Origin of the sequence: Kribbella kalugense, from assembly GCF_004365875.1 — a bacterium.
In the GTDB taxonomy this organism is placed as follows: Bacteria; Actinomycetota; Actinomycetes; order Propionibacteriales; family Kribbellaceae; genus Kribbella; species Kribbella kalugense.
Genome location: NZ_SODF01000001.1, coordinates 1266635 through 1292873, shown reverse-complemented (window position 1 = coordinate 1292873; position 26239 = coordinate 1266635). Strand labels below are relative to the sequence as shown.

Here is a 26239-nt window from a genome sequence, read left to right as displayed (position 1 = left end):
AGCGTCAGCGGCCGGTAGTGCCGTCGATCTGCTCACGAATGATGTCAGCGTGACCGGCGTGGCGGGAGGTCTCGCCGATGACGGCGAGGACGGCCCAGCGCAGGTTGTGGGTCTTGCCGTTGCGGGTAACCGGAGCGTCCAGGTCGCCGAGCTTCGCGATGATCTCGTCGGACGCGGCGCAGGCTGCTTTATACTCGGCTCGGAGCGTCTTCAAAGCTGCCTCAGGGTCGACCTGCATCGACCGCTTGCCGCGGGAGGCCTTGCCGCCGGCCACGACCTCCTCGAACCAGAGCGACTCCACGAAGGTCAGGTGCTGGACCAGGCCGGCGACGTTCGTCCCGGAGTCGACCGTGCTTCGGCGCGCGTCCGTCTCGCTGAGGCCGGCCAGCTTCTTCAGTACGCCGGCCCGCAGCCCGTCGAGGGTCTCCGTCAGTTGCTCGAGCTCGGTGGTCATGGCTTGCAGGGTCCGATCGTTGAGGCGAGACCATAATGGTCCGACCTCGGAACCGAATACCAGCCCGACTTGTCGGAGCACCATCCCGGCTTCACGAGCAGATGGTCGATCCGGCCGAGCAGCAACCGCCAGTTCCCGATCTCCGACGGCCGGCCCCAGCCATCGAGCATCGCGTCGTCGAGGTGCTTGGTGAGCACTCGGTAGTCTCGACCGCGGTCGGTGGTGTTGAGGTCACCCGTGACGACCACTGGGTGATCGTCACGCTGGGCTCGCAGCGCGACCTGCTCGACCAGCCGGTGATGGTTGGCGACGGTCGTCTGGTACGACGCTCCGCTCGAGGTGTACCACGGCCGCGGGATGTGGACCGCGAGCAGATCGAAGTCACCCGACGGCGCCTGAATCCGGAGCATGAACCCGGGCAGATCGGGCCCTGGCTTCTCGAGCACCGTGATCGGCCAACGACTGAACACGCCGACGGCCGGGCCGTTCCAATCCGACACCTGGTTCGGATACGACCGCGACAACCGCTCCGTCAGCGGCTGCCCGATCTCCGACACCACGAGTACGTCGGCCTTCAGAGACAGCAGGTTGTCCGCGCCTTCGAGCTCACCGCTCCCGATGTTGGATGCCGCGATCCGTACGGCGCGGGCCGGATCGACCGAGCCTGCTCCGTCCGGAATCCACGGGACGAATGTCGCGACGATCCCGACCAGCAGCGTCGACACGGCGAACACGACCGCCGCCCGGTGAGTGCGCCCGAGCACACCGACCACGACCGCCGTGACCAGTGCGAGCAGAGGCAGCACGATCGCCATCACGTCCGTGACCACGCCGAACCAGTCCCGGACCAAGAACCATGCCCACGGCAACAATCCGGCGATCACAATTCCGGTATAGCGCCCCGTTCGAGACGGAGCACTCCCCACCCCTACCTCAGTCCCCTCCACTCCACCAGGCTATGTCACGCCGGAAGTTATCGGGCCCAGTTCAGGTAGGCGACGTTGGCGAGGAGCCAGCCGAAGCCGATGGCCTGCTGGCCGTCGCGCTCCGGGGTCGGTTGGTAGCGGTTGTAGAGCGCGAGGCACTGAGCGTGCACCTGGGGGTCCCAGGCAGCGGCCTGCATCCAGCGTGGAGCCTGCTGCGCGACCGAGGGCGCACCGAGCGTGCCGCCGCCGACGGTGGTGTTGATGGCGGGCAGCCCGTCGGCGTCCGTGGTCGCGATGTTCTGGGTGAACGTGCGCGCGATCCGTGCCATGTCGCGCCCGGTGAACGCGAGCCGGGCCCGGAACGCCCGGGCGGCGAACTCGACGTCGATCGCACCGTGACTGATGTCCTCGAACCCGCGGGCCGGTCCGCCCGACGGCGTGAAGATCGAGATGTCGGTCTCAGGGTTGCCCGTCTTCGCGAACCCGTCGTAGATGTGACCGCCCACCGGCCAGTAGTGCCACACATAGGCGTCGCCGGCGTCGACCGTGAGCTGGCCGGCGAGCATCCGGCCCATCGCGGCGACCTTCTGCCGGTATCCGCGATCGCCGGTCGCCAGTGCGAGTTCGACCAGGGTCTGCCCGAGACCGACCGACTGGTTGATCGGCTGCTCGCATCCGTCGTACGGGAGGGGCTGGGTCTTCGGCCAGATCAGGTAGCCGCCGTCGCGGTACTCCCAGTCGTGGACGGCGACCGCTTCGCGACAGGCGAGCAGGTACTCGGCCGCCTTCCGCTGGTAGCGGCGACGGAGTGCGGGCGAGCTCAGGACGATCCGGACGAAGCTCGCGATCGGGTACGTGATCATGCCGGTGTGAACGGCGAAGATCACCGGCTCACAGTGCATTTCGTAGGTGCCGAGCCGGGGTACGTCGCCTGCTCGCGGAGTCGGCCGTCGATCGGCGGCGGTCAGCTGGAGCGGTCCCGGCGCGGCGGCGTAGATCCGGCTGACCGCGTAGTCGGGGCTGGCCGGATCGAGGGAGAGCTCGGAGAGCGTGGTACTGCGGTTGTCGGTCGTGTTGATGAGGTCGACGGTGAACGTGTCCGGGCGGGTCCCGGCGGTGACGGTGATCGTGGTGTCCTCGGCGTACGAGAGGGCCTCGCGGAGATCGAGCAGCGGCAGACCGTTGCTATCGGCAAGTGTCGCGTAGCCGGTGGTGTAGGGGTGGTCCGCCCGCCAGGCAGGCAGGGACAGACCGCGGTAGTCCTTGACGCCACGCTCGCTGTCCCGCACCGCGAGTACCTGGTCGACGTTGTCGATCAGCCGGTCGAGGTAGTACGTGTCACGGTACTTCTCGTACATCCGGACCAGGCCGAGCAGGACGTACGACTGGCTCCACGCCAGCATCCCGGACCGGCCGTCGCGGTTGGTGTTGTCGTTCGGCTGATCCGGCTGGCCCGGACCGCCTTGCTGGAAGAGCCGATCCCAGTCGTCGAACGTCGTACGGGCGGTGTAGTCGATCTCATCGGCGTACGCCGGAAGCGCGGAGAACCCACTCGCGGCGACCGCACCGGCGGCTGACAGTTTGAGGACAGAGCGTCGGGACAGGCGGAATTCAGGCATGGCGGGCGGCCTCCAGCTGTTAAGGGCGGTCAGCAGGGGACCTTCAATTCTCCCCCAGGAAACCGATTTACGGCACGGCTCGCCGGTCACCCCGAACTACTCTGACGGCCATGGACAGCTATCCACGACGGATGCACACCGCGCTGGATACGACGGACGCTCGCGGGCTGGCGGAGTTCTACCGGGTCCTGCTCGGGCTGCGCTACCGCCCGGGCGACGAGCCACCGGACAGCGGTACGCCGGACGACGCCGACTGGCTCGTCCTGGTCGACGACGACGGCAACCGACAGCTCGCCATCCAGCAGGTCGACGTACTCCCGCCGTCCACCTGGCCGGCCACCGACGTACCGATGCAGCTCCACATCGACTACGCCGTACCGACGCTCGAGGACCTCCACCGCCACCGCCGCCGCGCCGAGGACCTCGGCGCCACCCTGCTACTGGACCGCACCACCGAAGACTCCGAACCCCTCTACGTCCTGGCCGACCCAGCCGGCCATCCGTTCTGTCTCCTCGTGGGAGTTGTCTGAGTGTCGGATCGGCGCTGACGGGTTCGTAGCAGAGGTAAGCGGCGGCCAACCGTGGCGGCCGCCGTACCCGAGGAGAGCATCATGACCGCTACCTACACGTTCGACGTCTTCTCCAGCCTCGATGGCTTCGGCTCGCACAGCGGTGACTGGGGTGGCTACTGGGGCAAGCAAGGTCCCGAGTTCCTCGACCACCGCTTCGAGGTGTACGGCGAGGACCAGCGGATGTTTGTCGGCGCCACCACGTTTCGGGCGCAGCTCGAGATGCTCGCGCCGGGCTCCGTTCCGCCCGAGGCGCTTGACTCGTGGGTCCCCCGAATGCGGGATCTGCCGACGGTCGTCGTGTCGAGCACGCTGCAGGCACCGCTCGACTGGCCGGACGCGACCGTCGTCAGCGGCGACCTCGTGGACATCCTCACCCGGCTCAAGGAGGAGTCCGACGTACCGCTGCGCTCACACGGCAGCCTCTCGGTGAACTGGGCGCTGTTGGCGGCCGGCCTGGTCGACCGCATCCAGGTGACGGTCTTCCCGGTGGTCACTGGGAAGACCGGGGTGGATCGGATCTTCGGGGGTGCGCCCGACCTGGACCTCGAGCTCATCGAGAGCCGGACGTACGACGGCAACACCCAGGAACTCACCTACCGGCCTACTCTGCACGGCTCCTAGGAGCTGAGGCGGAAGACTGGCCAGGCTATTTCTGTGCGCCAGGCTGTTGGGTTCGGGTTGTCTCGGGGGCCGACGACGTACGTCTCCTGGATCGGGCCGTTGACGGTGAGGGCGTGATTGAGGACCCAGCTGGCCAGGCGGCCGTAAGTTACGTCGATGTCGTCGTGGGGGCCGTGGTGGATGGTGGCGGCCAGGTCGACAGCCGGGAGTTCGATCGGCCGCACCCTCCCGTACGACGGTGAGCCGGCGACGGGGTGGTAGACGAGGACTGTGCCGCGGCCGATGGTGAAGAGTTCGTTGTCGTAGTGACCGCCTGGCGGACCGAGGCGCTGGTCACTCGGGATGGCGGAGTCCAGCTCGGCCATGGCGCCGTCGTACCAGGTCAAGACGCCGTCGAGGTCGACCACATCGGTGATCGCGGCGACCGTCCGGGCCTGCTCCGAGCGCAGTTCGACGGGTAACTCGCCGGGCTCGGGCCGGAGCAGGCTTTGCAACGACGTCACCGCCGCGCGCGTCCGGTCGAGGGAGGCCTGAAGCCGGTCGAGGTGAGCGGCGATCAGGCCGGCGCGGACCTCGGGATCGTCCGTCGCGAGGATCTTGCCGACCTCGGCCAGCGGTACGTCGAGTTCGCGCAACCGATGGATCACCTGCGCCGAGGGAATCTGCCCGACCGTGTAGTACCGGTACCCGCTGGACGGATCGATCGACGCCGGCTCGAGCAGACCGCTCTCGTGATACCGGCGCAGCGTCCGCACGCTCAGATGCGTCGCCTGCGCGAACTCACCGATCGTCAGTCCCCGGCTCACCCCGCCAGTGTGCACCCTCCCCCTGGGAGAGAGTCACCTCCTTGCGTCTCTCCCCCGGAGAGCCACCACGCTGACCGGTATGAACATGTTGCCGACCGCAATCACCAGCTACCTGACCGCCCACACCACTCGCGATCTCGACGCGGCCATGGGGTGGTACGCCGCCGACGCCGAAGTCACCGACGAAGGGAAGACCTACCACGGCCACGACGAGATCCGCGCCTGGCTGGATCGCTCAGCCAGCGAGTACACCTACACCACCGAATTGATCGGCGCGCGCCGGCTCGACGACCACACCTACGTCGCCACCCACCACCTCGAGGGCAACTTCCCCGGCGGAACCGTCGACCTCGACTTCACCTTCACCCTCAAGGACGACAAGATCACCCAGCTCGTCATCGCCTGAATGATCTACGGCAGGTCGAGCGTCAGTGGCAGATCCTCGAGGAACTCGACGGCGTCGAACATCGCGCCTGCCGACGCCACTCCTTCGGCGAACACCTCACCGGCCAGAATTCGCCGTACTGCGCCCACCGCGAGCGGTGCCGAGATCGCGTAGATGTCCTGCCCGCGGGCGGTCGCCCGACGCTCCTCGCCATCGGTGCGGACCCGGACGTCGACGACGAAGGTCTGATCCGAGCGTCCGAACTCGTCGACAGGTGCCGGTGCCGGGGTGCCTGCATTCGCCAGATCGCCGGCGGCCTCGACCGTCATGTACGTGCGCACCTCGGGTACGGCGAGGTGGCTCGGGATCGTGACGACATCGGCCATCGTGAACTCCGGGATGACGCGACGGCGGCCGAGCGGCTCCGGAAATGTCCAGTCCACCTGCACCGGCTTGTCGTCGTGGTACTGCAGGGCGCCGTCGGTGAACCGCAGCCGGCGGCCGTCGCGCCGGTCGTGCGAGACCTGGCCGGCGGCGCGAGTGCCAGGGGTCGGGTGCCAGCTGGTCAGTCCATAGGCGACGTGCACCTCGTCGGCGCTGGTGCGCTCCCCCAGCGCCGCGGTCGCCAGCAGGTCGCCGAGCCCGCCGTAGAACGCCATTGCCGGGACGACGAGCGTGTCACTGCGTCTGGCGTACGTCGACACGGTGGCCTCGATCTCGGCCGCGACGTCGACGTACGGAATCCCCGCCCGGGCGGCCGCGTCGACGACCGGGTCCGCGGTCACGGCGAACGGGCCGGCGCAGTTGATCACCGCGGCGGCGTTCTTCAGCGCCTGATCGAGTGCTCGCGGGTCGTCGACCGAGGCCGGGCGGATCTCGAGGTCGCCCCAGGTCGATTCGAGGGCGGCCGGGTTCCGGCCGGACACGACGGTCGGGAGGCCGCGGCGCAGCAGTTCCTCGACGACGAAACGGCCGGTGTGGCCGGTTGCTCCATAGACAACGACAGCGTTCATGCGTCGAGTCTCGCCGTACCGGTGGCGATGGCGTGAGAGTCCGGAACGACACTGTTCGTACACTTTCGGACATGCATACTGTCGCGCTGGCGACCGCCGGGCACCTGCTCCACTTCGAGCTCGGGATCGCGTACGAGATCTTCGGCAACCCGCCGCTCGGATCCGGCGAGTGGTACGACGTACGCCTGTGCGGACCGGGATCCGTCCGGGTCGGGCCGTTCACCGTCGAACCGGACGACGGCCTCGAGCGGTTGGCGAGCGCCGACACCGTGATTGTCCCGGCGCTGGCGGATGTCGACGAGGAACCGTCACCCGAGCTGGTGTCCGCCGTTCGGTCCGCTTACGAGGCAGGCGCGCGGATCGCGTCGCTCTGCACCGGCGCCTTCGTCCTGGGCGCGGCCGGGCTGCTCGACGGCCGGCGTGCAACGACGCACTGGGGTCATGCGGACGCGCTCGCAGCCCGGTATCCACAGGCCGTCGTCGATCCCGACGTGCTCTACACCGACAACGGGAACATCCTGACCGCGGCCGGGAAGGCGGCCGCGGTCGACCTGTGTCTGCATCTGGTTCATCTGGATCACGGTGCGACAGTCGCGAACACGGTGGCCCGGCGCCTCGTCGTACCGCCGCATCGGGCCGGTGGACAGGCTCAGTTCGTCGCGACACCGATGCCGGTGAGCGGCGATCACACTCTCGCGGAGCTGCTCGCCTGGGTGCTGCAGCGGCTGGACCAGCCGCTGACCGTCACCGACCTGGCCCGGCGCGCGAACACGAGTCCCCGCCACCTCGGCCGCCAGTTCCGCGCGGTGACCGGTCAGACGCCACTTCAATGGCTGCTGACCCAACGAGTCCGCCGAGCCCAGCAGTTGCTGGAGGCCACCGACAACAGCATCGAATCAGTAGCCACCGCCACCGGCCTGGGCACCGCCACAACCCTCCGCCGCCAGTTCAAACGCGTCGTAGGCATCCCGCCGAACACTTACAGAACCTCCTTTCGCGGATAGCCTCGGATTCGATGAGCGCATTCGCGGAGTTGCGGGAGTTGATCGTCGGCGCTGTGGGGCGCGAGGGGGCGATCGACGGGCTGTTGCTGTCGGTGGTTGACGCACCTACGCCGCCGATGTCTTCGCTGGCGACGCCGACCTTCGCGTTGGTTGCGCAAGGCCGGAAGCGGCTCGCGCTCGGGGAGCAGGTCTTCGAGTACGGCGCCGGCGACTACCTGGTCGTGTCCGTGGACCTGCCGGTGACTGGGCACTTCGTCGAGGCATCGAAGGAGAAACCCTGCCTCGGCGTCGGGCTCGAGTTGCGGCCGGAGCTGATCGCGTCCTTGCTTCTCGATTCGACGGAGAAGCCTGGCGGACCGGTTCGCGGCCTTACCGTCAGCCCCGCGTCCGCGGACCTCGTCGACGCGGTGATCCGCCTGCTCCGACTGGTCGACCAGCCCGACGACGCTCGCGTACTCGCGCCGCTCGTCCAGCGCGAGATCCTCTGGCGGTTGCTCCGAAGCCCGCAAGGCGCCGCCGTCCGCGAGATTGGCCTCGCCGACAGCAGCCTCTCGCACGTGGCCCGGGTGATCCGCTGGATCCGCGACCACTACACCGAGCCGTTCCGGATCGAGGACCTGGCGGCGATGGCCGGCATGAGTACGTCGGCCTTCCACCGCCATTTCCGCACGGTCACCGAGCTGACCCCGATCCAGTTCCAGAAGAAGATCCGGTTGCAGGAAGCACGGCTCCGTGTGGTCGGGCTCGGCGAGGACGTCACGAGCGCCGGGTACGCAGTCGGCTACGACAGCCCGTCCCAGTTCAGCCGCGAGTACCGCCGTGAATTCGGTACGCCGCCCAGCCGCGATGTCGGCGTACTGGCGTAAAGGCAGGATCGTGCAAGTAACGGCGAGGATTGATCTAACGAATCGCCTGCAGGTCAGCGTGTACTGGTCAGGTACCTGTTCCTGACCAGTAGGAGTTGTGCACGATCATGCAAGTAGCTGTTATCACCGGCGGAAGTTCCGGCATCGGCCAGAGCGCGGCCTTCGAGCTCGCGAAGCGCGGCACGGCCGTCGTCCTCACCTACCGCGGCAGCCGCGAACGCGGTCTGGAGACGGTCGAGCGGATCGAGAAGGACGGCGGTACGGCGGTCGCACTGCCGCTGGATGTCGGTCGCCCGGAGACGTTCGCGGAGTTCGCGACCGCGCTGACCGGCGTACTCGAGAAGTCGGGGCGGACGTCGTTCGACTTCCTCGTCAGCAATGCCGGCGTCGGCCAGCATCCGGTGATGTTCGAGGACACGACCGAGGACCTGTTCGACCAGATGCTCAACGTCCACCTCAAAGGTCCGTACTTCCTCACCCAGAGACTCCTCCCGCTGATCGCCGACAACGGCTCGATCGTCTACACGACCAGTACGTCGGCACTCGCGTCGGCCCGACCGTCGCCCGGATACTCCGTCTACGCCAGCGTCAAGGGAGCCCAGATCGTGCTCACCCGCTACCTGGCCAAGGAACTGAGCGCCCGTGGGATCCGGGTCAACGCCGTCGCTCCTGGCGTGACCCGGACCCGCCTCGGGGACGACGCGTTCGCCCAGCACCCCGAACTGATCCCGCCGATCGCCGAACAAACCGCGCTCGGACGGATCGGCGAATCCGACGACCTCGGCAAGGTCATCGCGTTCCTCGGCTCCCCCGATTCCGGCTGGATCACCGCCCAGACCGTGGAAGCCTCGGGCGGCTACGACCTCTGAGACCAGGCGTCACCCCAGCTCGCACCGCGGGCGTCCCGGTAGGCGTCCGATGACTTCGGTACTACGACCTGTTCGCAGATTCCGGCCGAGGTGCAGAGGTCGAGTACGACGCGGTTCTTCGGTCTGCCCGGTCGGCGAATCACCCGCGCCGGAGCAGGCCGAGCTGGGTGGCGGGTCGCGACGACGTAGCTGAACTTCTCGTCCTCGAAGTTCCGCGTCGCGTCCTTCAAGACGCGATGGACCTCGGTCCGTGGCAGGCGTACGGCGAAGTGACACCAGTCGGTCGGGCAGGTGTGCTGATGCGGGCACGGAGCCGAGATCGTGAACCCGCGCCCGATCAGCTGATCACGAGCCTCGAGGGTACGGCGATGGCCGCGAGGCGTACCGGGTTCGACGATGACGACCGTGCCGGCGGCCTGTGCCGCGAGGTGGATCAGGTCGCGGCGGGCGTCGTCGGTGAGTTCGTTGAGGACGTAGCCGATCGTGATCAGGTCGACCTTGGCCGGCGGGCGCCAGTGCCGGAGGTCGGCCGTCGTCCAGCTGGGAGAACAGTTGCCGTCGGCAAGTTGTCGGCCGAGGCGGATCGCGGCTGGTTGGCGTTCGACGATCTCGGTGGTGATTGTTGGCCAGAGGGACGCGGCGGCCCAGGCGGCCGCGCCCGTCCCGCCGCCGAGGTCGAGGTGGGTGGTGAGCTCTGCGTCGACATGACGATCGGCTGCGGAGAGAGCGGCTTGGATGGCGCGGAAGGTGGCCGGCATGCGGATGACGGCGTACGCCAGGCTGTCGAGGGCGTCGCTCATTCCGGGAGCGGTGTCGTCGACCTGCTCGGTGCGGTAGCGGTGTGAGAGAGCGCTTACTCGCTTGTGTAATTCATGATGTGGGACGCCGGCGACGGCGCGTGCGAGGGCAGCATGCAGTTGGGTGTCCACGGAGGACATGCGGAGGCTCCGGTTCGATCGGCACGGAGTACGCGCTGCGCAAGATCAGCGCATACGTGATCCGCGGCAAACGCCGCGACGCACCAACCGGTCCGGAGAAGAAGAAGCTGTCAGGAGGCAGCAGAAGAGGAGGGATTGGCGCGGAACCGGATAACCATGCAAGCCATCACGCACCTCCTCGAGTCAGCACGACCGTAACAGAGCAAGCAGTAGGGCGCCCCCGATTTAGCGACCCTCCGACGTACACAGACAGACCTTGTTGCCCTGCGGGTCGGCCAGCACCGTGAACATCGGCGCCTCGTCGTGGTACGCGATCGTCCCGCCGGCGGCGAGCGCAGCCTTGATCCGCCCAGCAGCAACCTCCGGCGGCAGCCACAGATCCAGGTGGAACCGCTGCCGTGGTGTCTCGTGGGGAGACGTCCCCTGGAACCACAGATTCGCGACTCGGCCGGTCGGGTCGACGATGTCGTTCCCCTTGAATGAGTCCGTGCTCCCCGTCAGCACCGCCGCCCAGAACGGCCCGATCTCAGGCAGGTCCGCCGTGTCGATCGCGATCTCCAGCTGTGCCACAGCCGTCGGATCCGCAGTCAGACCGTGATCCGCCGCGATCGTGCTGATCAGCTCGGCAATCACAGTGTCCCGGCTGGAGACATCGACGTACGTCGCACCAAGGCGCAGCTCCGGTACGAAGTCAGCCGCCGAGCATGCCTCACCGACCGCCTGGACGAACCGTGCCCCTTCCGCCAACGACGCCGTCACGTACCGCGTGTGCAACGCCTGAGCCAACTTGCGCCAGTCCGCGTGAGCCATCCCAACCCTCCAAAGCCGATTGCGACGAGAGTAAACGGCCGCACCGACAGAATTCTGGCCGCGGTGAGAGACCGAGTCGTGGTAGACCTACTGACGCGTCACCGCCATCTGACCGAACGGAGCGGCATGTACCGCAGGCTCGTCCTCAAGCTCTCCGGGCAGGCGATCGCCGGCCCCGACGAGTTCGGATTCCGCAGCGACCGGCTCACCCACCTTGCGAACGAGGTGATCGCGCTGCGGGCCACCGGCGTACAGGTCGCTGTCGTGGTCGGCGGTGGGAACGTGTTCCGCGGCAACCGCGCCGACGACTGGGGCATCGACCGGGTCGAAGCGGACAACATCGGCATGCTCGGCACCGTGATCAACGCGGTCCTGCTCCGCGGCCGGCTGGATGCCCTCGGCGCGCACGGCGTACGGCTGATGACCGCGATCCCGATCAACAACCTGGCCGAGCCCTACATCCGGCTCCGCGCCCTCCGGCACCTGGAGAAGGGCTCGATCGTCCTGCTTGCCTGTGGCAACGGACAACCGTTCACCACGACGGACTACCCGTCCGTTCAGCGAGCGGTGGAACTCGGCGCCGATGCACTACTGGTCGCGAAGAACGGTACGGACGGGGTGTACGACGCCGATCCGAACAAGGAGCCCGACGCCAAGCGGTTCGACCACCTCAGCTACACCGAGGTCATCGACCGAGGCCTCGGCGTGATGGACCAAACGGCGTTCATCCTCGCCCGCGACCACCACCTCCCACTGCACGTCTTCGACATCGACCGCCCCGGCGCCGCCTCCGCCATCGTCAACGGCACCCACGTCGGCACCCTGATCAGCTGACCTTGTAGTCATCGACTAAATGGTTTGTCCGGCACGGGCCGGAGTTGGTGTACTCAAGGACGTACAGAGCAGGTGACCAATCCAAGGAGTCCGTCATGCGACCTCGCTTCATGTCTGTTGCTGAAAGGACTGTCACCTGTTCTAAGGACATGAAGCTGCGTGGAAGTACTCAATCTTGGGATCCTGGCGCATGTTGACGCCGGAAAGACCAGCCTGACCGAGCGGCTGCTGTACGCCGCCGGTGTGATCGACGAGGTCGGCAGCGTCGACAACGGAAGCACCCAGACCGACTCACTCGCGCTGGAGCGGCAGCGTGGGATCACGATCAAGTCGGCGGTCGTCTCGTTCGCGATCGGCGACCTGACCGTCAACCTGATCGACACCCCGGGCCACCCGGATTTCATCGCCGAGGTGGAGCGCGCCCTCAGCGTGCTCGACGGCGCGGTGCTGGTCATCTCGGCCGTCGAGGGCGTCCAGGCGCAGACCCGCGTCCTGATGCGAACCCTCCAGCGCCTCCGCATCCCGACCCTGATCTTCGTCAACAAGCTCGACCGACGAGGCGCGCAGTACGACGGTGTGCTGCACCAGATCGCGGCCAAGCTGACCCCGGCCGTCGTACCGATGGGCGAGGCGACTCACCTCGGCACAGCTGAGGCGGCGTTCAAGCCGATCGTTCAGGAGGACGCGCTCCTGGAGGTCCTCACCGAACAAGACGAGAACCTCCTCCAGCGGTACGTCGACGGCGAGCCGCTCTCCCCCGACACGCTGACTCACGCGCTCAGAACCCAAACCCACCAGGCGCGCGTACACCCGGTGTACTTCGGCTCGGCGATCACCGGCGCCGGCACGGAAGCTCTCACCGACGGCATCCGTGACCTTCTCCCCCGCGCCCGCCAGGACGACGGTCCGCTCAACGCCTCCGTCTTCAAGGTCGAACGCGGACCAGCCGGCGAGAAGATCGCCTACGCCCGCCTGTTCTCAGGTACGGCGGACGTCCGCGACCGGGTCCGCTTCGGCGAGCACGAAGCGAAGATCACCGCCCTGCAGGTCATCGGGGCCTCAGCACCCCACGCGAGCGCCGGCCAGATCGCCAAACTCTGGGGCCTCTCAGCCATCCAGATCGGCGATCGCCTGACCGATCTCCGGAACATAGCTGCCACCGGGCGACCATTTACTTCCGGAAACCAGGAGTACTTCGCCCCGCCCACCTTGGAGACGGTCATCTCCGCGCGAAAGCTTTCCGACAAAGGCAACCTGCGCGTCGCCCTGACCCAGCTCGCCGAGCAAGACCCGTTGATCAACCTGCGCCAGGACGACCTCCGTCAGGAGACCTACGTCTCGCTGTACGGCGAAGTGCAGAAGGAGGTCATCGAGACCACGCTCGCGACCGAGTTCGGGATCGCGGTCGACTTCCGCGAGACGACCACGATCTGCATCGAGCGACTGATCGGCACCGGCGCCGCGGTCGAGTTCAACAAGAAGGACCCGAACCCGTTCCTCGCGACCATCGGCCTGCGCGTCGAGCCTGCTCCGGTGAACGGCGGCGTGAGTTTCGAGCTGGAAGTCGAGCTCGGCTCGATGCCGTACTCGTTCATCAAGGCCGTCGAGGAGACCGTCATCGAGACGCTGCACCAGGGCGTCCACGGCTGGCAGATCCCCGACGCGCATGTCGTCATGACGCACTCGGGGTACTCCGCTCGGCAGAGCCACGCGCATGCCGTGTTCGACAAGAGCATGTCCAGCACGGCCGGCGACTTCCGCCTCCTCACCCCGCTCGTCCTGATGACGGCTCTCCAACAAGCAGGTACGTCGGTGCACGAGCCGATGCACCGGTTCCAGCTGGAGATCCCGACCGAAACCACGCGTGCCGTCCTCGCGGCGCTCGCCCGGCTCCGCGCGATCCCGCAGGTTCCGGCGCTGGCCGCGGAAACCTCAACCCTGGAAGGAGAAATCCCCGCGGCCGCCGTGTACGAACTCGAGCAGCAACTCCCCGCCCTCACCCGAGGCGAAGGCGTCCTGGAGTCCGCGTTCGAGCGCTACCAACCCGTCACCGGCCCGATCCCGGACCGCCCCCGCACCGACCACGACCCCCTCAACCGCCGCGAGTACCTCCTCCACGTCCAGCGCCGGGTGTAGCCAGGTAAGCCTCCACCGCGTCGGCGGCCGCAACCGGCCCGCCGGCCCGGTGGAGGTGCCCGGCCATCACCTCGAGTTGCTCCACGATCGACGGATCAGCGGCGACCCCGTCGACCACCTCGCGCAGCGACTCCGGATCCAGGTCAGGCAGGGAACGCCCCAGCCCGAGCTCGGCCACCCGCCGCGCGTTGGCGTGCTGCTCCGGAGTCTGCGGGAAGGTTGCCATCGGCACCTGATACAGCAGCGCCTCCATCACCGAGTTCATCCCGGCATGGGTGAGGAATGCTGCAGCGTGCGCGAGTACGGCGGGTTGCGGGAAGGACCGCCGTACGTCGAAATTGGCCGGTGCCGCACCGAGCACGGCCGGATCCACCTGGTCGCCGATCGCCATCGCGACGTGCCAATTCGTCCCGCCGAAGGCCTTCGCGCAGGCGGTGAAGAAGTCCGGCCGGTCGTTCACCACCGTCCCGAGCGACACGAACAGCAGCGGCCGCCCGTCCGCGGGCGGCTCCCAGTCCGCCGTCTCGACCCGCGCGCCGACCGCCGGCCCGACGAACCGGAACCGTTCGTCGAACGTCTCCCCCGCGACCTGGAACTCCCGCGGCACGAACACCAGGTTGAGCCCGGCGACCGCACCCGTCGCGACCACCTTCTCCACGGGTACGCCGAAGTCGGCCGCGAACGCGGCCCGTTCGGTCATGAACTGCTGGAACTTCGGATGCCGCGGATCGAAGTCGGCCGGAGCCATTTCGCGCCGGAAGTCGAAGTGCTCGTTGGTGGCCAGATTCGCCACCGTCGTCGCCTCGAGCAGACCGAGCTTCGCCGCGACCATCGGACCGATGAAGGTCATCATGTCGTAGCAGAACAGGTCCGGCCGATCCGTCTCCAACCACTGCTCGATCGCCGGTATCACCCGGCGAGCTATCCGGACGAACCCGGTCAGCATCTCGCCCAACTCAGCCGTCGTCTGCCCGGCTGGCGACACCTTCACTGCCTGCGGAGCCCAGTCGAGTTCGACGAACTCAGCGCCGGTCGCCAGCACGGCCGAGCGGAACGCCGCCCCGGTCGCGTACGAGACGCGGTGACCACGTCGTACCAGCTCGGCGACCAGGGGAAGCGTCGGATTGAGGTGGCCGGCGGCCGGGATGGTCAGGAAGGCAATGTGTGCACCCATAGCTCGCCCATCGTCCCGGGCCGCAGGACGCTGCCGCGAACCCTTTTGCCCCTACGGGCAAGTGCCGTGCACGACAGTTGCGCCGAGTTCGTCGTCTTCGACGAGGTCGGCGGTGAGGCCGTGTTCGATCATGAGCGCCTGTGCCAGTGGGGCCTGGTGTTCGCTCATTTCGGTGAACAGGTGACCGCCCGGCGCCAGCCACTCCGTGGCTCCAGCGACGACTCGACGCAGTGTCGCGAGGCCGTCGGGGCCACCGTCGAGCGTGACGTGCGGCTCGTACAACCGAGCCTCTGCCGGCAGTAGCCGGATCTCGTCGGTCGGCACGTACGGAACGTTGGCCAGCAGCACATCCACCCGACCACGCAGCCGCTCCGGCAACGCCGCGAACCAATCGCCCTGATAGACGGTCCCGCCCCAACGAGCGAGATTCCGACGAGCACACGCGACCGCAGCCGGCTCGACATCCGCGGCGTACAGCGTCACCTCGCGCTCGGCCGCGACGGCCGCGCCGAGTGCCCCGGAACCACACCCGAGGTCGACCACAATCGATCCATCGACCGTGACCTTCAAGGCCTCGGCCACCAAGAACTCGGTACGACGCCGTGGAATGAACACCCCGGGATCGACAGCGATCCGCGACCCGCAGAACGACGCCCACCCGACGACGTACTCCAACGGCTGACCGGCGACCCGTTCATCGATCATCGCTGTGAGCTCGGCCGCATCGCGGGCGGTCTCGGCGATCAGCGCGGCCTCGTCTTCGGCAAACACACACCCGGACGCGCGCAACCGCTCGACGACGTGGCCAAGCTCAACAGAAACAGACACACAACCCCTATTCGAACGCGTTCACTCCGGTCAGCTCCGCCGAGACCGTCCACAACCGAGCGGCCGACGCCGGGTCCACAGCGTACGGCCGCACGCCAGGTGCATCGTCGGTCGACACCTCAGCGATCTCGCAGTCCTCGCAGAACACTCCGCCGAGACCGTCGAGCTGAGGCGACGTCGCGGCCCACACCTGTGTCGCCGCGCCCTGCTCGGGGCTCTTGAACGCCGTACTCAGCGGGTTGCCGTCCTCGTCGATCCAGCCGAAGTCGACCATCTCCTGCTTCTCCAGGTGCCGCTGCAACGGCGTCAGGATGCCACCCGGGTGCAACGCGAACGCCCGCACACCAGAGTCCTTGCCCAAGGCATCGAGCTGGACGGCGAACAGCACGTTGGCCGTCTTCGCCTGCCCGTACGCCTGCCACTTGTCGTACCCCTGCCGAAACTCGAGATCGTCCCAGCGAATGTCCGACCGCCGGTGCCCGGTCGACGACACCGACACGACCCGCGCGCCGCCGTCGGCCACGATCGCCGGCCACAGCCGGTTCACCAGGGCGAAGTGCCCGAGGTGGTTGGTGGCGAACTGCGCCTCCCAGCCCGGACCGACCCGAGTCTCCGGAGCGGCCATGATCGCCGCGTTGTCGATGACGATGTCGATCGACCGGCCCGACGCGAGGAACCGGTCCGCGAACGCCTTCACGCTCTCCAGGTCACCGAGGTCCAGCTCATCGATCTCTACGTTGTCGACACCTGCCAGCGCCTCCCGCGCGGCATCCGGCCGACGGGCCGGTACGACGACGTGCGCGCCGGCCTTCGTCAAAGCCTTCGTGGTCTCCAGACCGAGACCGGAATATCCACCGGTGACGATCGCCAGCTTGCCGGTCAGGTCGATCCCGGCCAGGACGTCGTCCGCGGTGCTGTCCTGCCCGAAACCCGAGCCGATCTTGTGTTGTGCGCTCATGCCCTTGAGCGTACGAGTTAGAGCTCGCTCTAGGTCAAGTGGCGAGATGCGGGTCCTGCCGCAGCGACTCGGCCAGCCGCTGGAGCGCCGGGTTCGGGTTGTCCGGACTCCAGCAGGCGTGCAGGGTCACCGAGTGCGCGTCGGCCGCGTCCAGTTCGCGGTACCGAACCCCTTCGACACCCATCGCCATGATCGAGCGCGGGATCAACGCACAACCCAGGCCGGCCCGAACCAGCGCGAGCATTGTCGGGACCTGCGAGGCCAGTTGGCTGACGGCGTACCGATCCATGCCGATCATCGCCGCGCAGATGTCATGCAGGTACTGCGATCCTTCCGGGCTGTACCCGATGTAGTCGTCGGTCGCATCCACTAGCGAGACCGTCCCGTCCCCATCGGCCAACGGATGGGATGCCGGTACGGCGAGCACCAGATCCTCCGAGTGCACCAGCAGCGACTCGAACTGCGCCGGAATCGGCGGCCGGACCAGCCCGAGATCGATCTCCAGGTTCGCCAGTGCCTCGAACTGGGCCGGACTGACGAGTTCGGTCAGCTCGGCGGTCACGCCCGGCGTCCGCTTGCCGACCATGGTGAGGAAGTCCGCGAGTACGGCGTACGCGCCGATCGCGGTGAACGCGAGCCGCAACGTCCCGGTCGTGCCATCGGCCGCGCGCCGAGTCGCTTCCGGAGCGACCTCGAGCAGCGCGAGGACGCGGCGGGCGTGTTCGAGGAACACCCCGCCGGCCGCGGTCAGTCGGACGCCGCGGCCGGTTCGGTCGAAGAGGCGTACGTCGAGGGTGCGTTCGAGGCCCTGGATCTGCCGGGTCAGCGGCGGCTGGGTCAGGTTCAGCCGCTGGGCGGCCCGGCCGTAGTGCAGTTCCTCGGCGACAGCGACGAATCCGCGGAGCTGCTGCAAGGAGAGATCCATGCCCACACGGTATCGGTTCATACAGAAACGGGCTTGGACCTGCATAGCGGAAGGCGCTTACCGTCAGTGCCATGCCGAAACTCGCTGCCCTCTTCTCCCCCGAACGTGCTGCCGATGTCGTCGACGCCGACACCCGGCGCTTGCTCGAGGACCGCTTCGAGGTCGTCTGGGCCACCGCCGAGCACACCACCGGTCCTGGATCCGCCGCCAAGCCGCCGGCGCTCGACCCAGCGGCCGTACCGCAGCTTGTCGCCGGTGCCGACGTCCTCCTCACCAGCTGGGGTACGCCGCACCTCGGCAAGGAACTGTGGTCCGACGGGAACGGGCCGAAGGTGGTTGCGCACGCAGCCGGCACGGTGAAGAACCTGATCGATCCGGTCATCCTGGACCAGGGCGTCGCGGTGTTCTCGGCGGGTCCACGGATCGCCTGGTCGGTCGGCGAGTACTGCCTCGCATCGATGCTCACGCTGGCCCGGCGACTCCCCCGGTTCGACGATGCGATCCGCGCCGGCGGCTGGAAGCAGACGGAGTACCGCGGTCACGAGCTGGCCGGCGCCAAGGTCGGCATCATCGGCGCGAGCAGCACCGCCCGGGCGTTGATCACGCTGCTGAAGCCGTTCGGCTGCGACCTGGTTGTCTACGACCCCTACCTAACAACCGAGCGCGCAGAGCAACTCGGCGTCCGCCTGGCGGATCTGCGCGAAACGTCAGCGAGCACCTTCTTGACGATTCACGTCCCGAACGTGCCCGAGACCAAAGGCATGATCTCCCGCGAACTGATCGAGGCACTCCCGGACGGCGCGGTCGTGATCAACTCGTCGCGCGGACCGGCGATCGACCAGCAGGCGCTGCTCGAGCACGCGCTGGACGGCCGGATCTACGCCGCCCTGGACGTCTACGACCCCGAGCCGCCGGCGTTCGACGCCAAGACCCTCCAGACCCCGAACCTGCTGCTCACCCCGCACATCGCCGGGGACACCGCCGAAGGTCATCTCGCACTCGCGGGCTACGTCCTGAAGGACGCACTCCAGTGGCTCGACAACGGCACCCGGGGCCCGAGCTTCGTAGACGCCGCCGCGTGGTCGATCGCGGCCTGAATCGCGGCTTGAGAGGAAGAACCCACGATGTCCCGCATCAGTCAGGTTGAGGTGTTCCCGGTCGCGGTGCCGTTCGCTCGCCGGTTCGTGCTCGGCAGCGGTGCCGTCGGTGCTCCCGACGCGGCGCCCGATCAGGCCGGGGCGGTGATCTTCGTCAAGCTCACCACCGAGGACGGCGTCGTCGGCTGGGGCGAGCAGCGAGCGCTGCCCAGCTGGAGCTACGAGACCGCCGAGACGATGGCGGTGGTGATCCGGCGGCATCTCGCGCCGATCCTGCTCGAGCTCACGCCGTTCGACGTCGAGCTGTTCCACCAACGGGCCGCCAAGCGGCTCAGTCCGGCGGTGTCGAACGGGTTCCCATTCGCCCGGGCCGCTGTCGACGTCGCGATGCACGACGCGGCCGGCAAACTCGCCGGCGTCCCCGTCCACGCTCTCCTCGGCGGCAAGATCCACGACGAGATCCCGCTCTGCTCGGCGATCGGGGTCGGCGATCAAGACGCGGTCCGCGAACACGCGCTCCAGTCGTCGGACTATTCGGCGTACAAGGTGAAGATCGGTGGCGACCTCGATGCGGACACTGCCGCGATCCACACCGTCGCCGAGGTGGCCGGCGGCAAGCCGCTGTGGCTCGACGCCAACCAGTCCTATCGCCCGAGCGCGCTCAAGCAGCTGCTCGACCGTACGGCGGACCTCCGCACGATCCACTGCGTCGAGCAGCCCGTGCCGAGCACGGACACGCTCGCGATGCAACGGCTGCGTGAGCTGATCACGCTCCCGATCGCGATCGACGAGGGCAGCTTCTCCGCACAGGACCTCGCCCGCGCGATCCGCCTCGACGCCGCCGACCTGGTCGTGATCAAGGTCTGCAAATCCGGCGGACTGCGCAACGCCCTGAAGACTGCCCAGACCGCGCTCGCGGGCGGTCTCGAGATCCTCGCCAGCGGCCTGACCGACTGCGGTATCGCGTTCGCCGCCGCCCTGCACGTGTTCAGTCAGCTCGAGCTCGCACTGCCCGCCGAGCTCAACGGGCCGGAGCTGCTGACCGATCTGTACGTCGACGGGCTGAGCATCACCAAGGCCGTCGCAACGGTCCCCACCGCCCCTGGACTGGGCGTCGAGGTCGACGAGGAACGCATCCGCGCCGAGTCGATCGACCTGCTCTATAGGTGAGGGAGAATCAATGTCCACCAAGCTGTCCCGCCGCAGCTTCCTAGAGCTGACCGGCCTGGCCGGGCTCGGGTTGGCCGCGGCTGGAACTGTGGCCGGCTGCTCGTCCGGCCCGCCATCCGGTAGCGCGACCTGGTCCATGTGGTCCAGCAGCCCCGCGGAGAAGAAGGTCTGGGACGACTTCGGCAAGTACGTCGAGCAGCAGCTGAAGGTCAAGTCCGTCGCGACCCTGACGCCGTCGCCCAGCTACCCGACCAAGCTCGACCTGCAACTGGTCAGCGGCACCGCGAGCCTGGTCACCGCACTCAACGGCACCCTGATCCCGACGTACGCCGCCCGTGGTGCACACCGACCGCTCGATGACCTGATCGCCGCCGACCCGGACTTCAAGCTCGACGACTTCTACGACACCAGTCGGCGGATCTCGAGCTTCAACGGCAAGACGTACGCGATCGGCTTCGACGTCGCACCGACCGTCATGTACTACAACAAGGACCTGCTGAAGCAGCAGGGCATCGCGCTGCCGTCCCGGACCGAACCGATGTCCTGGGCAACCTTCCGCGACCTCTGCAAACAGCTCACCAAACCCGGACAGCAGTACGGCTTCACCTGCGCGCCGGCCATCGACGACCTGGTGTCGTGGATCTACTGCGCCGGCGGCAACGTGATGAGCGACGACGGTGGCCGGAGCACGTTGGGCGATCCGGAGTCGATGGAGGCGCTGCAGTACGTCATCGACCTGTTCGTCAAGGACAAGGTCACACCGCCGATCAAGAACCTCGTCACCGAGAGTTCGCTGTCCAACTTCATGCAGGGCAACGTCGCGTTCATGCAGAACGGTCCGTGGCAGGTCGTGAACGCCCGGAAAGCCAAGTTTGACTGGGACATCATCCCGTTTCCGGCCGGCTCGGCGGGCAGCAAGCCGCGGGTCTCGGGCTCCAGCTTCGCGATTCCATCGGGGGTACGCGATGGTGCCGAGCTCGACCTCGCGTGGAAGTTGATCAAGGCCCTGACCAGCACCGGCGCCCTCGACATCTACGCCAAGGCCGGCCGCAACAACCCGGCCCGGCTCAGTGCGGGGACCGCGTTCCAGCCGCCGCCCGACAACCTCGGCATCGTCCAGGACATCCTGGCCGGCAAGCTCGCCGGCGGTCACGCCTTCGACGTCACCACGAACTGGAACCAGGTCAAGCAGTTGCTCGGCCAGGACCTGCCCCGAACCTTCCTCGGCCAGGTCACCGTCCCGGAGGCCATCAACGGACTCACGCCGCGCCTCGACATCCTGATGCGCCAGCACCTCGACACCGTCCGCCAAGCCACCGCCAGGAAGGGGTGATCGACATGGCCGTCGATACCGCACCAGCGGTCACTGCCCCGGCACCATCCCACCAGTCGTCGAACCCGACGCCGCGCTGGCGCAGCCGCGAGGCGCTCACCGCCTGGCTGTTCATCCTGCCCAGCCTGATCGGCTTCCTGATCTTCACCGCCGGACCGGTCGTTGCCGCCGGCGTCATCTCGCTGCTGAACTGGAACCTGTTCAGCAGCCCGACCTGGGCCGGCCTGCACAACTTCGCCCGTCTCGGCCCGGACCCGACGTTCTGGTCCGCGCTCGGCAACACGGCGTACTTCACGCTGGTCAGTGTGCCGCTCACGATCGCGGTCAGCCTGGCCCTCGCGCTGCTGCTCAACCACGGCGTACGCCGGATCGCGATCTTCCGGTCGCTCCTGCTGTTGCCGTACGCAACCATCACGGTCGCGGTGGCGTTCGTCTGGATCTGGCTCTACATCCCGCACGACGGCCTGGTGAACGCCGTGCTCGGATGGTTCGGCATCAATGGACCGACCTGGCTGATCTCGGACAACTGGGCGATGCCCGCGCTGATCCAGATGAGCGTCTGGAAGAGCTTCGGCTTCGGCATGGTGGTCTTCCTCGCCGGACTCCAGGCGATCCCGCAACAGCTCTACGAGGCCGGGCGAGTGGACGGTACGTCGCCCTGGAACAGCTTCCGGCACATCACGCTGCCGATGCTGTCCCCGGCACTGTTCTTCGTGATCGTCACGTCGGTGATCGGGTCGTTCCAGGTGTTCGACCAGGCGCTGATCATGACGAACGGTGGTCCAGGCACGCGCACGACCACGTTGGTCATGTACATCTACCGGACCGGCTTCGAGAACTACGACCAGGGGTACGCCGCGGCGCAATCGCTGGTGCTGTTCGCGTTCATCGTCGTCATCACCGCCGGTCAGTTCCTCTTCCAGCGCAGGTTGGTGCACTATGACAACTGAGACAACTGACATCCGCCGCAAGCTGATCCTCTTCGGCTGTTTCCTCGTCACCGCCTTCACACTCGTTCCGGTCGTGATGATGGTGCTGGTCGCGTTCCAGTCCGACGCCGAGTCGATGGCGGCCAAGCCGTCGTTCTGGCCGAGCAGCTGGCACCCGGAGAACCTGACCCGCGCGTTCGACCTGGTCCCGCTCGGCAAGTACCTGCTGAACACCGTCTACTTCGCCGGCGGTACGACGATCATCGAAACGGTCACCGCTGCGCTCGCGGCGTACGCGTTCGCCCGGCTGAACTTCCCTGGCCGCAGCTGGCTGTTCGGGATCTACCTGGCGACGCTCATGATCCCGTCACAGGTGACCCTGATCCCGCAGTTCGTGCTGGTCGCGAAACTGCACGGGATCGACACCTGGCCCGGGATGATCCTGCCGCACGCGTTCACCGCGATCGGCGTGTTCCTGCTCCGGCAGTTCTTCCTCGGCATCCCGCGCGACTACGAGGAGGCCGCCCGGCTGGACGGCGCGAACCGGTGGCAGGCGTTCGTCCGGGTGATCATCCCGCTCGCGGTGCCGGCGATCGCGACGCTGGCCGTGTTCAAGTTTATCGGTCAGTGGAACAACTTGCTGTGGCCGTTGGTGATCTCCAACAGCGACGCCACCCGAACGGCATCCGTTGGTCTGCAGGTGTTCCAGGACACCAACGGCACCCAGTGGAACTTGTTGCTGATGGCAGCGACCGTCACCACGATCCCGCTGATCGTCCTGTTCTTCCTGACCCAACGCTGGTTCGTCCGAGGTATCACCATGAGTGGTCTAGGAGGCCGTTGATGACGTATCTGTGGTCGGTGTTCACCAAACCCTGGTTGGGTCTGCCCGGTGACGAGCTCGGGCGGCTGGTCGCCGGGATCGGGTTCGGCGGCGCCGAGATCCCGGTCCGAGACGCGGCGTACCTGACGCCGGCGAACGCCGAGACCGAGCTGCCGAAGTTCACCGGGCAGTTACGGGCCGAGGGCATCGAACCGATCAGCGTCGCCAGCGACCTGTCCGAGCCGGTGTTCGCCGCTTGCGCGGAAGCCGGCGTACCGATGATCCGGATCATGGCCGAGCTCGGCTCCGACGGGTACGCCGCCTCCGTCCAACGCAACCGCGCGATGCTCGAGCAGGCCGCCGTACTGACGGAGCGGTACGACGTACAGGTCGGGGTGCAGCCGCATCACGGGCGGTATGTTTCGTCGACGCTCGGCGTACTGCAGTTGCTCGACGGGTTGCCGGACCGGTTCAAGCTGGTGTGGGACGCGGCGCACGACGCGCTGGCCGGTGACCATCCCGCGGTGACGCTGGAGCTCGGCGCGGACCGGCTCGGAATCGTGAACCTCAAGAACGTCCACTACCTGCGGACCGACGGTGGCTGGAAGACGAACTTCGTCGAGGCCGAGGACGGGCTCTCCGACTGGCCGGCCGTCTTCGCCGCACTACAGAAGGTCGGATATGCAGGCCCGGTCTGCCTGACAGCGCAGTACTCCGATCCCGCCGTACTGGTCGACGAACGGCTCAGAAGAGATCTGAGGTTCGCTGTCACATCCGCCGCGCAGCATCCGTCAAGGGAGTGAAAGCAACAGTCACACACCCTGATGGAGAACCTCCCATGCAAGCACGGATGACCAACCCTGCAACGATTCTGCCGGACGCCACCAAGGGCATCCAGAACATCTATAAGGCGATCGGCCAGTCCGGGACGGACGGCAAGATCCTGGAGCTCGTGCATCTGCGGGCCAGCCAGATCAACGGCTGCTCCCCGTGCGTGTTCGGCGGGATCAAGTCGGCGCTGAAGAACGGCGAGACCGACGAGCGGCTGCACCAGGTCGCCGCGTGGCGGGAGTCCGACCTATTCACCGACGCCGAGCGGGCCGCGCTCGAGCTGGCCGAGGCCGCGACCCGGCTGGCCGACAATCCCACCTCGGTCAGTGACGACATCTGGGCCGCGGCGGCCGACGAGTTCGGCGAGAAGGAACTGTCGGCGATCGTGCTGATGATCGCGCTGACGAACATGTTCAACCGCATCAACACGACGGTGCGCGCTCCCGCCGGAGCCACCTGGTAGCAAGTAACGTGAGCGCCGGATGTCGAGAAGACATCCGGCGTTCCGACGTTCCCGGTGAATTGGAGGCTGGTATGAAATACATGCTGCTGATCTACGGGAACGACGAGACCTGGGGCACCCTGCACGAGCAGGGCATCGACCAGGTGATGGAACAGCACGGCAAACTGACCGAGGAGCTGCGGGCGAGCGGCGAATTCGTCGACGGACTCGGCCTGACCGTCGCGAACGCACGGGTGGTCCGGGTTCAGGACGGCGTACCGGCGGTCACCGACGGGCCGTTCACCGAGGCCAAGGAAGTACTGGCCGGTTACTACATCGTCGACTGCGACCTGGAGCGCGCGACCGAGATCGCCGCGCGCCTGCCCGAGGCGCCGTACTCCCCGATCGAGATCCGGGAATTCACCGCTCCGATGCCGGAGTAGTTCCGGGGACTTGCCGGCCTCAGCTGGGCGTTGACACCTGAGACCGGCCAGTTGTCACTGACTCAGACCATTGACGTCCGGACAGGCTCGCTCGACGCGAGGATGACCCCACCTGAGACAGGCTGATCGCCCATGCCTCGGCCACCTTGGACGAAAACAGTGCTTCCAGGCGCGGGCAGCTTGGCACCTTCGCCAAGTCGCAGCGTGGTCGTCATGCCGTTGCTCAACCTCAGCACCGCCACGCGTCGCGGTCGCACCGGGCTGCTCGACGAGCTCACCTCGTGGATGCCGGTACACACCGCCGGTTGGATCGCAGCTCGTCCGAGCCCCGCGTTGCCGTGACTCCTCACATCACGGCACAGCTCGGCGAGCCTATTCATCGCTGACACACTTCCCCCTTCTCATCGTGAACTACCCCGAGTGACGGTGGTTGCGGCCGTAGGACCGCACACTCCCCGTCCTTCCCGCACCCGGAAACGACGCGGAAGTGATCAAGCAACCCTCGCTGAGCGTGACGACCTTTTCAAGGGATCGTGACCGGAATCCCGAGTTCCGGAACCCGTGTCCACGAAATTACTGACCACCGAAGCCAGTGGTCGCAATGCCCTTGATGATCTGCCGCTGGAAGAACAGGAACACCACGACCAATGGCAATGCGGCCAGGATCGCGGACGCCATGTTCTGCGCGTACTGCAGGCCATAAGCGCTCTTGACCGTCTGCAGTCCCACCGGCAACGTCATCAGGTGCGCGTCGGTCGTCACGATGAACGGCCAGAGGAAGTTGTTCCAGGCCCCGATGAACACGAAGATCGCCACCGCGGCAAGGATCGGCCGCGACAACGGCAGTACGACGGACCAGAAGACACGCAGCCTTCCCGCGCCGTCGACCCGGGCCGCGTCCTCCAGCTCGACCGGGATCTGGTCGAAAAAGCGCTTGAGAATCAGGACCATCGCGGGCGCGAACGACTGCGGCAGGATGATCCCCCAGTACGTGTCGACCAGGTTGAACGCGAGCATCTGCCGGAACAACGGCACGATCAGCAACTGCGGCGGGATGATGATCGCCGCGATGATCGCGGCGTACAACCAACGCTTGCCCTTGAAGTTGATGCGCGAGAACGCGTACCCGGCCAGCGCGGACGTCGCCACCGTGATGACCGTGATCGCCACCGACGTGAGCAGGCTGTTCCACGCCCAGGTCGGGATGTCACCGGCTGACAACACCTTGCGGTAGGCATCGAAGCTGAACCCGTCCGGCGGGTTCAGCGTGATCGCAGAGGCGCCGGCGTCCGCTTCGCTCTTCAGCGACGTCAGCACCGACCACGCGAACGGGACCAGCCAGGTTGCGGCCAGGACCGCAAGTACCAGCAGCGCGGCCATTCTGGACACGCTCCAGGGGTTTTCGCCTGGCTTGTGCGTTTGTTTCATGCCAC

General features: G+C 67.2%; 29 protein-coding genes. 17 read left to right on the top strand and 12 right to left on the bottom strand.

What is annotated here, in order from left to right; genetic code table 11:
• Positions 1-4: 4 nt before the first annotated feature.
• The 3 genes from EV650_RS06000 to EV650_RS05990 all read right to left on the bottom strand — a co-directional run bounded on the left by EV650_RS06000 (position 5) and on the right by EV650_RS05990 (position 2999).
• Complete coding sequence (locus tag EV650_RS06000) at positions 5-454, bottom strand: DinB family protein (protein WP_166678041.1); 450 nt, start codon at positions 452-454, stop codon at positions 5-7.
• Complete coding sequence (locus EV650_RS05995; RefSeq protein WP_134116146.1) at positions 451-1338, bottom strand: endonuclease/exonuclease/phosphatase family protein; 888 nt, start codon at positions 1336-1338, stop codon at positions 451-453. Before EV650_RS05995 ends, EV650_RS06000 begins: the two co-directional genes overlap by 4 nt.
• Positions 1339-1427: 89 nt before the next feature.
• A complete protein-coding gene (locus EV650_RS05990) occupies positions 1428-2999 on the bottom strand; it encodes a hypothetical protein (RefSeq protein ID WP_134116144.1) in 1572 nt (523 codons plus the stop codon).
• 110 nt (positions 3000-3109) lie between these two features.
• On the opposite strand from EV650_RS05990, the gene EV650_RS05985 reads away from it, so the two are divergent.
• Both EV650_RS05985 and EV650_RS05980 read left to right on the top strand, forming a co-directional pair.
• Complete coding sequence (locus EV650_RS05985; protein WP_134116142.1) at positions 3110-3529, top strand: VOC family protein; 420 nt, start codon at positions 3110-3112, stop codon at positions 3527-3529.
• An 81-nt stretch (positions 3530-3610) separates the two neighbouring features.
• The gene (locus EV650_RS05980) at positions 3611-4192 is read left to right on the top strand and encodes a dihydrofolate reductase family protein (protein WP_134116140.1); all 582 of its coding nucleotides are present in this window, start codon (positions 3611-3613) and stop codon (positions 4190-4192) included.
• Here the strand turns inward: EV650_RS05980 and EV650_RS05975 are convergent.
• A complete protein-coding gene (locus EV650_RS05975) occupies positions 4189-4998 on the bottom strand; it encodes a MerR family transcriptional regulator (protein WP_134116139.1) in 810 nt (269 codons plus the stop codon). The two genes, EV650_RS05980 and EV650_RS05975, sit on opposite strands and share 4 nt — an antisense overlap.
• Before the next feature lie 79 nt (positions 4999-5077).
• Here EV650_RS05975 and EV650_RS05970 point away from each other — a divergent pair, with 79 nt between their 5' ends.
• Entirely contained in the window at positions 5078-5404 is a 327-nt protein-coding gene (locus EV650_RS05970; RefSeq protein ID WP_134116137.1) for a nuclear transport factor 2 family protein, read from the top strand.
• Between the two features lie 5 nt (positions 5405-5409).
• On the opposite strand, the gene EV650_RS05965 is transcribed toward EV650_RS05970, so the two are convergent.
• Positions 5410-6396 carry a saccharopine dehydrogenase family protein gene (locus EV650_RS05965; RefSeq protein WP_134116135.1) on the bottom strand — a complete coding sequence of 329 codons (987 nt, stop codon included), beginning with the start codon at positions 6394-6396 and terminating at the stop codon, positions 5410-5412.
• A gap of 71 nt (positions 6397-6467) precedes the next feature.
• Here EV650_RS05965 and EV650_RS05960 point away from each other — a divergent pair, with 71 nt between their 5' ends.
• The 3 genes from EV650_RS05960 to EV650_RS05950 all read left to right on the top strand — a co-directional run bounded on the left by EV650_RS05960 (position 6468) and on the right by EV650_RS05950 (position 9135).
• Entirely contained in the window at positions 6468-7400 is a 933-nt protein-coding gene (locus EV650_RS05960) for a helix-turn-helix domain-containing protein (RefSeq protein WP_134116133.1), read from the top strand.
• 11 nt (positions 7401-7411) lie between these two features.
• Positions 7412-8266, top strand: a complete 855-nt coding sequence (locus EV650_RS05955; protein WP_134116131.1) for an AraC family transcriptional regulator — start codon at positions 7412-7414, stop codon at positions 8264-8266.
• Between the two features lie 107 nt (positions 8267-8373).
• Complete coding sequence (locus tag EV650_RS05950) at positions 8374-9135, top strand: SDR family NAD(P)-dependent oxidoreductase (protein WP_134116129.1); 762 nt, start codon at positions 8374-8376, stop codon at positions 9133-9135.
• Here EV650_RS05950 and EV650_RS05945 read toward each other — a convergent pair.
• Positions 9123-10073, bottom strand: a complete 951-nt coding sequence (locus EV650_RS05945) for a small ribosomal subunit Rsm22 family protein (protein ID WP_134116127.1) — start codon at positions 10071-10073, stop codon at positions 9123-9125. The genes EV650_RS05950 and EV650_RS05945 overlap by 13 nt on opposite strands.
• 225 nt (positions 10074-10298) lie before the next feature.
• Positions 10299-10883 (bottom strand): 4a-hydroxytetrahydrobiopterin dehydratase family protein, encoded by a 585-nt coding sequence (locus EV650_RS05940; RefSeq protein ID WP_134116125.1) that lies wholly within the window; start codon positions 10881-10883, stop codon positions 10299-10301.
• Between the two features lie 126 nt (positions 10884-11009).
• Between EV650_RS05940 and pyrH the strand changes: the two genes are divergently transcribed.
• Together pyrH and EV650_RS05930 are read left to right on the top strand one after the other, a co-directional pair.
• On the top strand, positions 11010-11717 hold the full coding sequence (gene pyrH / locus EV650_RS05935) for a UMP kinase (RefSeq protein ID WP_134116123.1): 708 nt from the start codon (positions 11010-11012) through the stop codon (positions 11715-11717).
• Positions 11718-11876: 159 nt separating this feature from the next.
• Positions 11877-13853, top strand: a complete 1977-nt coding sequence (locus tag EV650_RS05930; RefSeq protein ID WP_134116121.1) for an elongation factor G — start codon at positions 11877-11879, stop codon at positions 13851-13853.
• Here EV650_RS05930 and EV650_RS05925 read toward each other — a convergent pair.
• From EV650_RS05925 to EV650_RS05910, 4 genes are read right to left on the bottom strand one after another with little or no spacing between them, the layout of a single operon-like run.
• Entirely contained in the window at positions 13810-15027 is a 1218-nt protein-coding gene (locus EV650_RS05925; RefSeq protein ID WP_134116119.1) for a macrolide family glycosyltransferase, read from the bottom strand. The genes EV650_RS05930 and EV650_RS05925 overlap by 44 nt on opposite strands.
• Positions 15028-15078: 51 nt before the next feature.
• Positions 15079-15855, bottom strand: a complete 777-nt coding sequence (locus EV650_RS05920; RefSeq protein WP_134116117.1) for a putative protein N(5)-glutamine methyltransferase — start codon at positions 15853-15855, stop codon at positions 15079-15081.
• Between the two features lie 7 nt (positions 15856-15862).
• Positions 15863-16813 (bottom strand): SDR family NAD(P)-dependent oxidoreductase, encoded by a 951-nt coding sequence (locus EV650_RS05915; protein WP_134116115.1) that lies wholly within the window; start codon positions 16811-16813, stop codon positions 15863-15865.
• Positions 16814-16847: 34 nt separating this feature from the next.
• The gene (locus EV650_RS05910) at positions 16848-17738 is read right to left on the bottom strand and encodes a LysR family transcriptional regulator (protein ID WP_134116113.1); all 891 of its coding nucleotides are present in this window, start codon (positions 17736-17738) and stop codon (positions 16848-16850) included.
• A 71-nt stretch (positions 17739-17809) separates the two neighbouring features.
• On the opposite strand from EV650_RS05910, the gene EV650_RS05905 reads away from it, so the two are divergent.
• The 9 genes from EV650_RS05905 (at position 17810) to EV650_RS41310 (ending at position 25148) form a co-directional block, all read left to right on the top strand.
• Entirely contained in the window at positions 17810-18835 is a 1026-nt protein-coding gene (locus EV650_RS05905) for a hydroxyacid dehydrogenase (RefSeq protein ID WP_134116111.1), read from the top strand.
• Positions 18836-18862: 27 nt separating this feature from the next.
• Entirely contained in the window at positions 18863-20005 is a 1143-nt protein-coding gene (locus EV650_RS05900; RefSeq protein ID WP_134116109.1) for a mandelate racemase/muconate lactonizing enzyme family protein, read from the top strand.
• A gap of 10 nt (positions 20006-20015) precedes the next feature.
• A complete protein-coding gene (locus EV650_RS05895) occupies positions 20016-21338 on the top strand; it encodes an ABC transporter substrate-binding protein (protein ID WP_134116107.1) in 1323 nt (440 codons plus the stop codon).
• A gap of 5 nt (positions 21339-21343) precedes the next feature.
• Positions 21344-22288, top strand: a complete 945-nt coding sequence (locus EV650_RS05890) for a carbohydrate ABC transporter permease (RefSeq protein ID WP_134116105.1) — start codon at positions 21344-21346, stop codon at positions 22286-22288.
• A complete protein-coding gene (locus tag EV650_RS05885) occupies positions 22278-23111 on the top strand; it encodes a carbohydrate ABC transporter permease (RefSeq protein WP_134116103.1) in 834 nt (277 codons plus the stop codon). Before EV650_RS05890 ends, EV650_RS05885 begins: the two co-directional genes overlap by 11 nt.
• Positions 23111-23893 (top strand): sugar phosphate isomerase/epimerase family protein, encoded by a 783-nt coding sequence (locus EV650_RS05880; protein ID WP_134116101.1) that lies wholly within the window; start codon positions 23111-23113, stop codon positions 23891-23893. The genes EV650_RS05885 and EV650_RS05880 overlap by 1 nt, the downstream gene beginning before the upstream one ends.
• Positions 23894-23940: 47 nt before the next feature.
• The gene (locus tag EV650_RS05875; RefSeq protein ID WP_238174039.1) at positions 23941-24384 is read left to right on the top strand and encodes a carboxymuconolactone decarboxylase family protein; all 444 of its coding nucleotides are present in this window, start codon (positions 23941-23943) and stop codon (positions 24382-24384) included.
• A 71-nt stretch (positions 24385-24455) separates the two neighbouring features.
• Entirely contained in the window at positions 24456-24806 is a 351-nt protein-coding gene (locus tag EV650_RS05870) for a YciI family protein (protein WP_134116097.1), read from the top strand.
• A 213-nt stretch (positions 24807-25019) separates the two neighbouring features.
• The gene (locus EV650_RS41310; protein WP_255511954.1) at positions 25020-25148 is read left to right on the top strand and encodes a hypothetical protein; all 129 of its coding nucleotides are present in this window, start codon (positions 25020-25022) and stop codon (positions 25146-25148) included.
• 231 nt (positions 25149-25379) lie between these two features.
• On the opposite strand, the gene EV650_RS05865 is transcribed toward EV650_RS41310, so the two are convergent.
• Positions 25380-26186, bottom strand: coding sequence for a carbohydrate ABC transporter permease (locus EV650_RS05865; protein WP_238174038.1), 807 nt, complete (start codon positions 26184-26186; stop codon positions 25380-25382).
• Positions 26187-26239: the final 53 nt, after the last annotated feature.

Bases quoted from the DNA above. Each gene is read 5' to 3' on its own strand.
- EV650_RS05990 (WP_134116144.1), bottom strand. From the start codon at position 2,999: ATGCCTGAATTCCGCCTGTCCCGACGCTCTGTCCTCAAACTGTCAGCC.
- EV650_RS05875 (WP_238174039.1), top strand. From the start codon at position 23,941: ATGACCAACCCTGCAACGATTCTGCCGGACGCCACCAAGGGCATCCAG.
- EV650_RS05885 (WP_134116103.1), top strand. From the start codon at position 22,278: ATGACAACTGAGACAACTGACATCCGCCGCAAGCTGATCCTCTTCGGC.
- EV650_RS05890 (WP_134116105.1), top strand. From the start codon at position 21,344: ATGGCCGTCGATACCGCACCAGCGGTCACTGCCCCGGCACCATCCCAC.
- EV650_RS05905 (WP_134116111.1), top strand. From the start codon at position 17,810: ATGCCGAAACTCGCTGCCCTCTTCTCCCCCGAACGTGCTGCCGATGTC.
- EV650_RS05915 (WP_134116115.1), bottom strand. From the start codon at position 16,813: ATGAGCGCACAACACAAGATCGGCTCGGGTTTCGGGCAGGACAGCACC.
- EV650_RS05880 (WP_134116101.1), top strand. From the start codon at position 23,111: ATGACGTATCTGTGGTCGGTGTTCACCAAACCCTGGTTGGGTCTGCCC.
- EV650_RS05940 (WP_134116125.1), bottom strand. From the start codon at position 10,883: ATGGCTCACGCGGACTGGCGCAAGTTGGCTCAGGCGTTGCACACGCGG.
- EV650_RS05925 (WP_134116119.1), bottom strand. From the start codon at position 15,027: ATGGGTGCACACATTGCCTTCCTGACCATCCCGGCCGCCGGCCACCTC.
- EV650_RS05955 (WP_134116131.1), top strand. From the start codon at position 7,412: ATGAGCGCATTCGCGGAGTTGCGGGAGTTGATCGTCGGCGCTGTGGGG.
- EV650_RS05985 (WP_134116142.1), top strand. From the start codon at position 3,110: ATGGACAGCTATCCACGACGGATGCACACCGCGCTGGATACGACGGAC.
- EV650_RS05965 (WP_134116135.1), bottom strand. From the start codon at position 6,396: ATGAACGCTGTCGTTGTCTATGGAGCAACCGGCCACACCGGCCGTTTC.
- pyrH (WP_134116123.1), top strand. From the start codon at position 11,010: ATGTACCGCAGGCTCGTCCTCAAGCTCTCCGGGCAGGCGATCGCCGGC.
- EV650_RS06000 (WP_166678041.1), bottom strand. From the start codon at position 454: ATGACCACCGAGCTCGAGCAACTGACGGAGACCCTCGACGGGCTGCGG.
- EV650_RS05870 (WP_134116097.1), top strand. From the start codon at position 24,456: ATGAAATACATGCTGCTGATCTACGGGAACGACGAGACCTGGGGCACC.
- EV650_RS05960 (WP_134116133.1), top strand. From the start codon at position 6,468: ATGCATACTGTCGCGCTGGCGACCGCCGGGCACCTGCTCCACTTCGAG.
- EV650_RS05910 (WP_134116113.1), bottom strand. From the start codon at position 17,738: ATGGATCTCTCCTTGCAGCAGCTCCGCGGATTCGTCGCTGTCGCCGAG.
- EV650_RS05980 (WP_134116140.1), top strand. From the start codon at position 3,611: ATGACCGCTACCTACACGTTCGACGTCTTCTCCAGCCTCGATGGCTTC.
- EV650_RS05895 (WP_134116107.1), top strand. From the start codon at position 20,016: ATGTCCACCAAGCTGTCCCGCCGCAGCTTCCTAGAGCTGACCGGCCTG.
- EV650_RS41310 (WP_255511954.1), top strand. From the start codon at position 25,020: ATGCCGTTGCTCAACCTCAGCACCGCCACGCGTCGCGGTCGCACCGGG.
- EV650_RS05945 (WP_134116127.1), bottom strand. From the start codon at position 10,073: ATGTCCTCCGTGGACACCCAACTGCATGCTGCCCTCGCACGCGCCGTC.
- EV650_RS05970 (WP_134116137.1), top strand. From the start codon at position 5,078: ATGAACATGTTGCCGACCGCAATCACCAGCTACCTGACCGCCCACACC.
- EV650_RS05950 (WP_134116129.1), top strand. From the start codon at position 8,374: ATGCAAGTAGCTGTTATCACCGGCGGAAGTTCCGGCATCGGCCAGAGC.
- EV650_RS05865 (WP_238174038.1), bottom strand. From the start codon at position 26,186: ATGGCCGCGCTGCTGGTACTTGCGGTCCTGGCCGCAACCTGGCTGGTC.
- EV650_RS05900 (WP_134116109.1), top strand. From the start codon at position 18,863: ATGTCCCGCATCAGTCAGGTTGAGGTGTTCCCGGTCGCGGTGCCGTTC.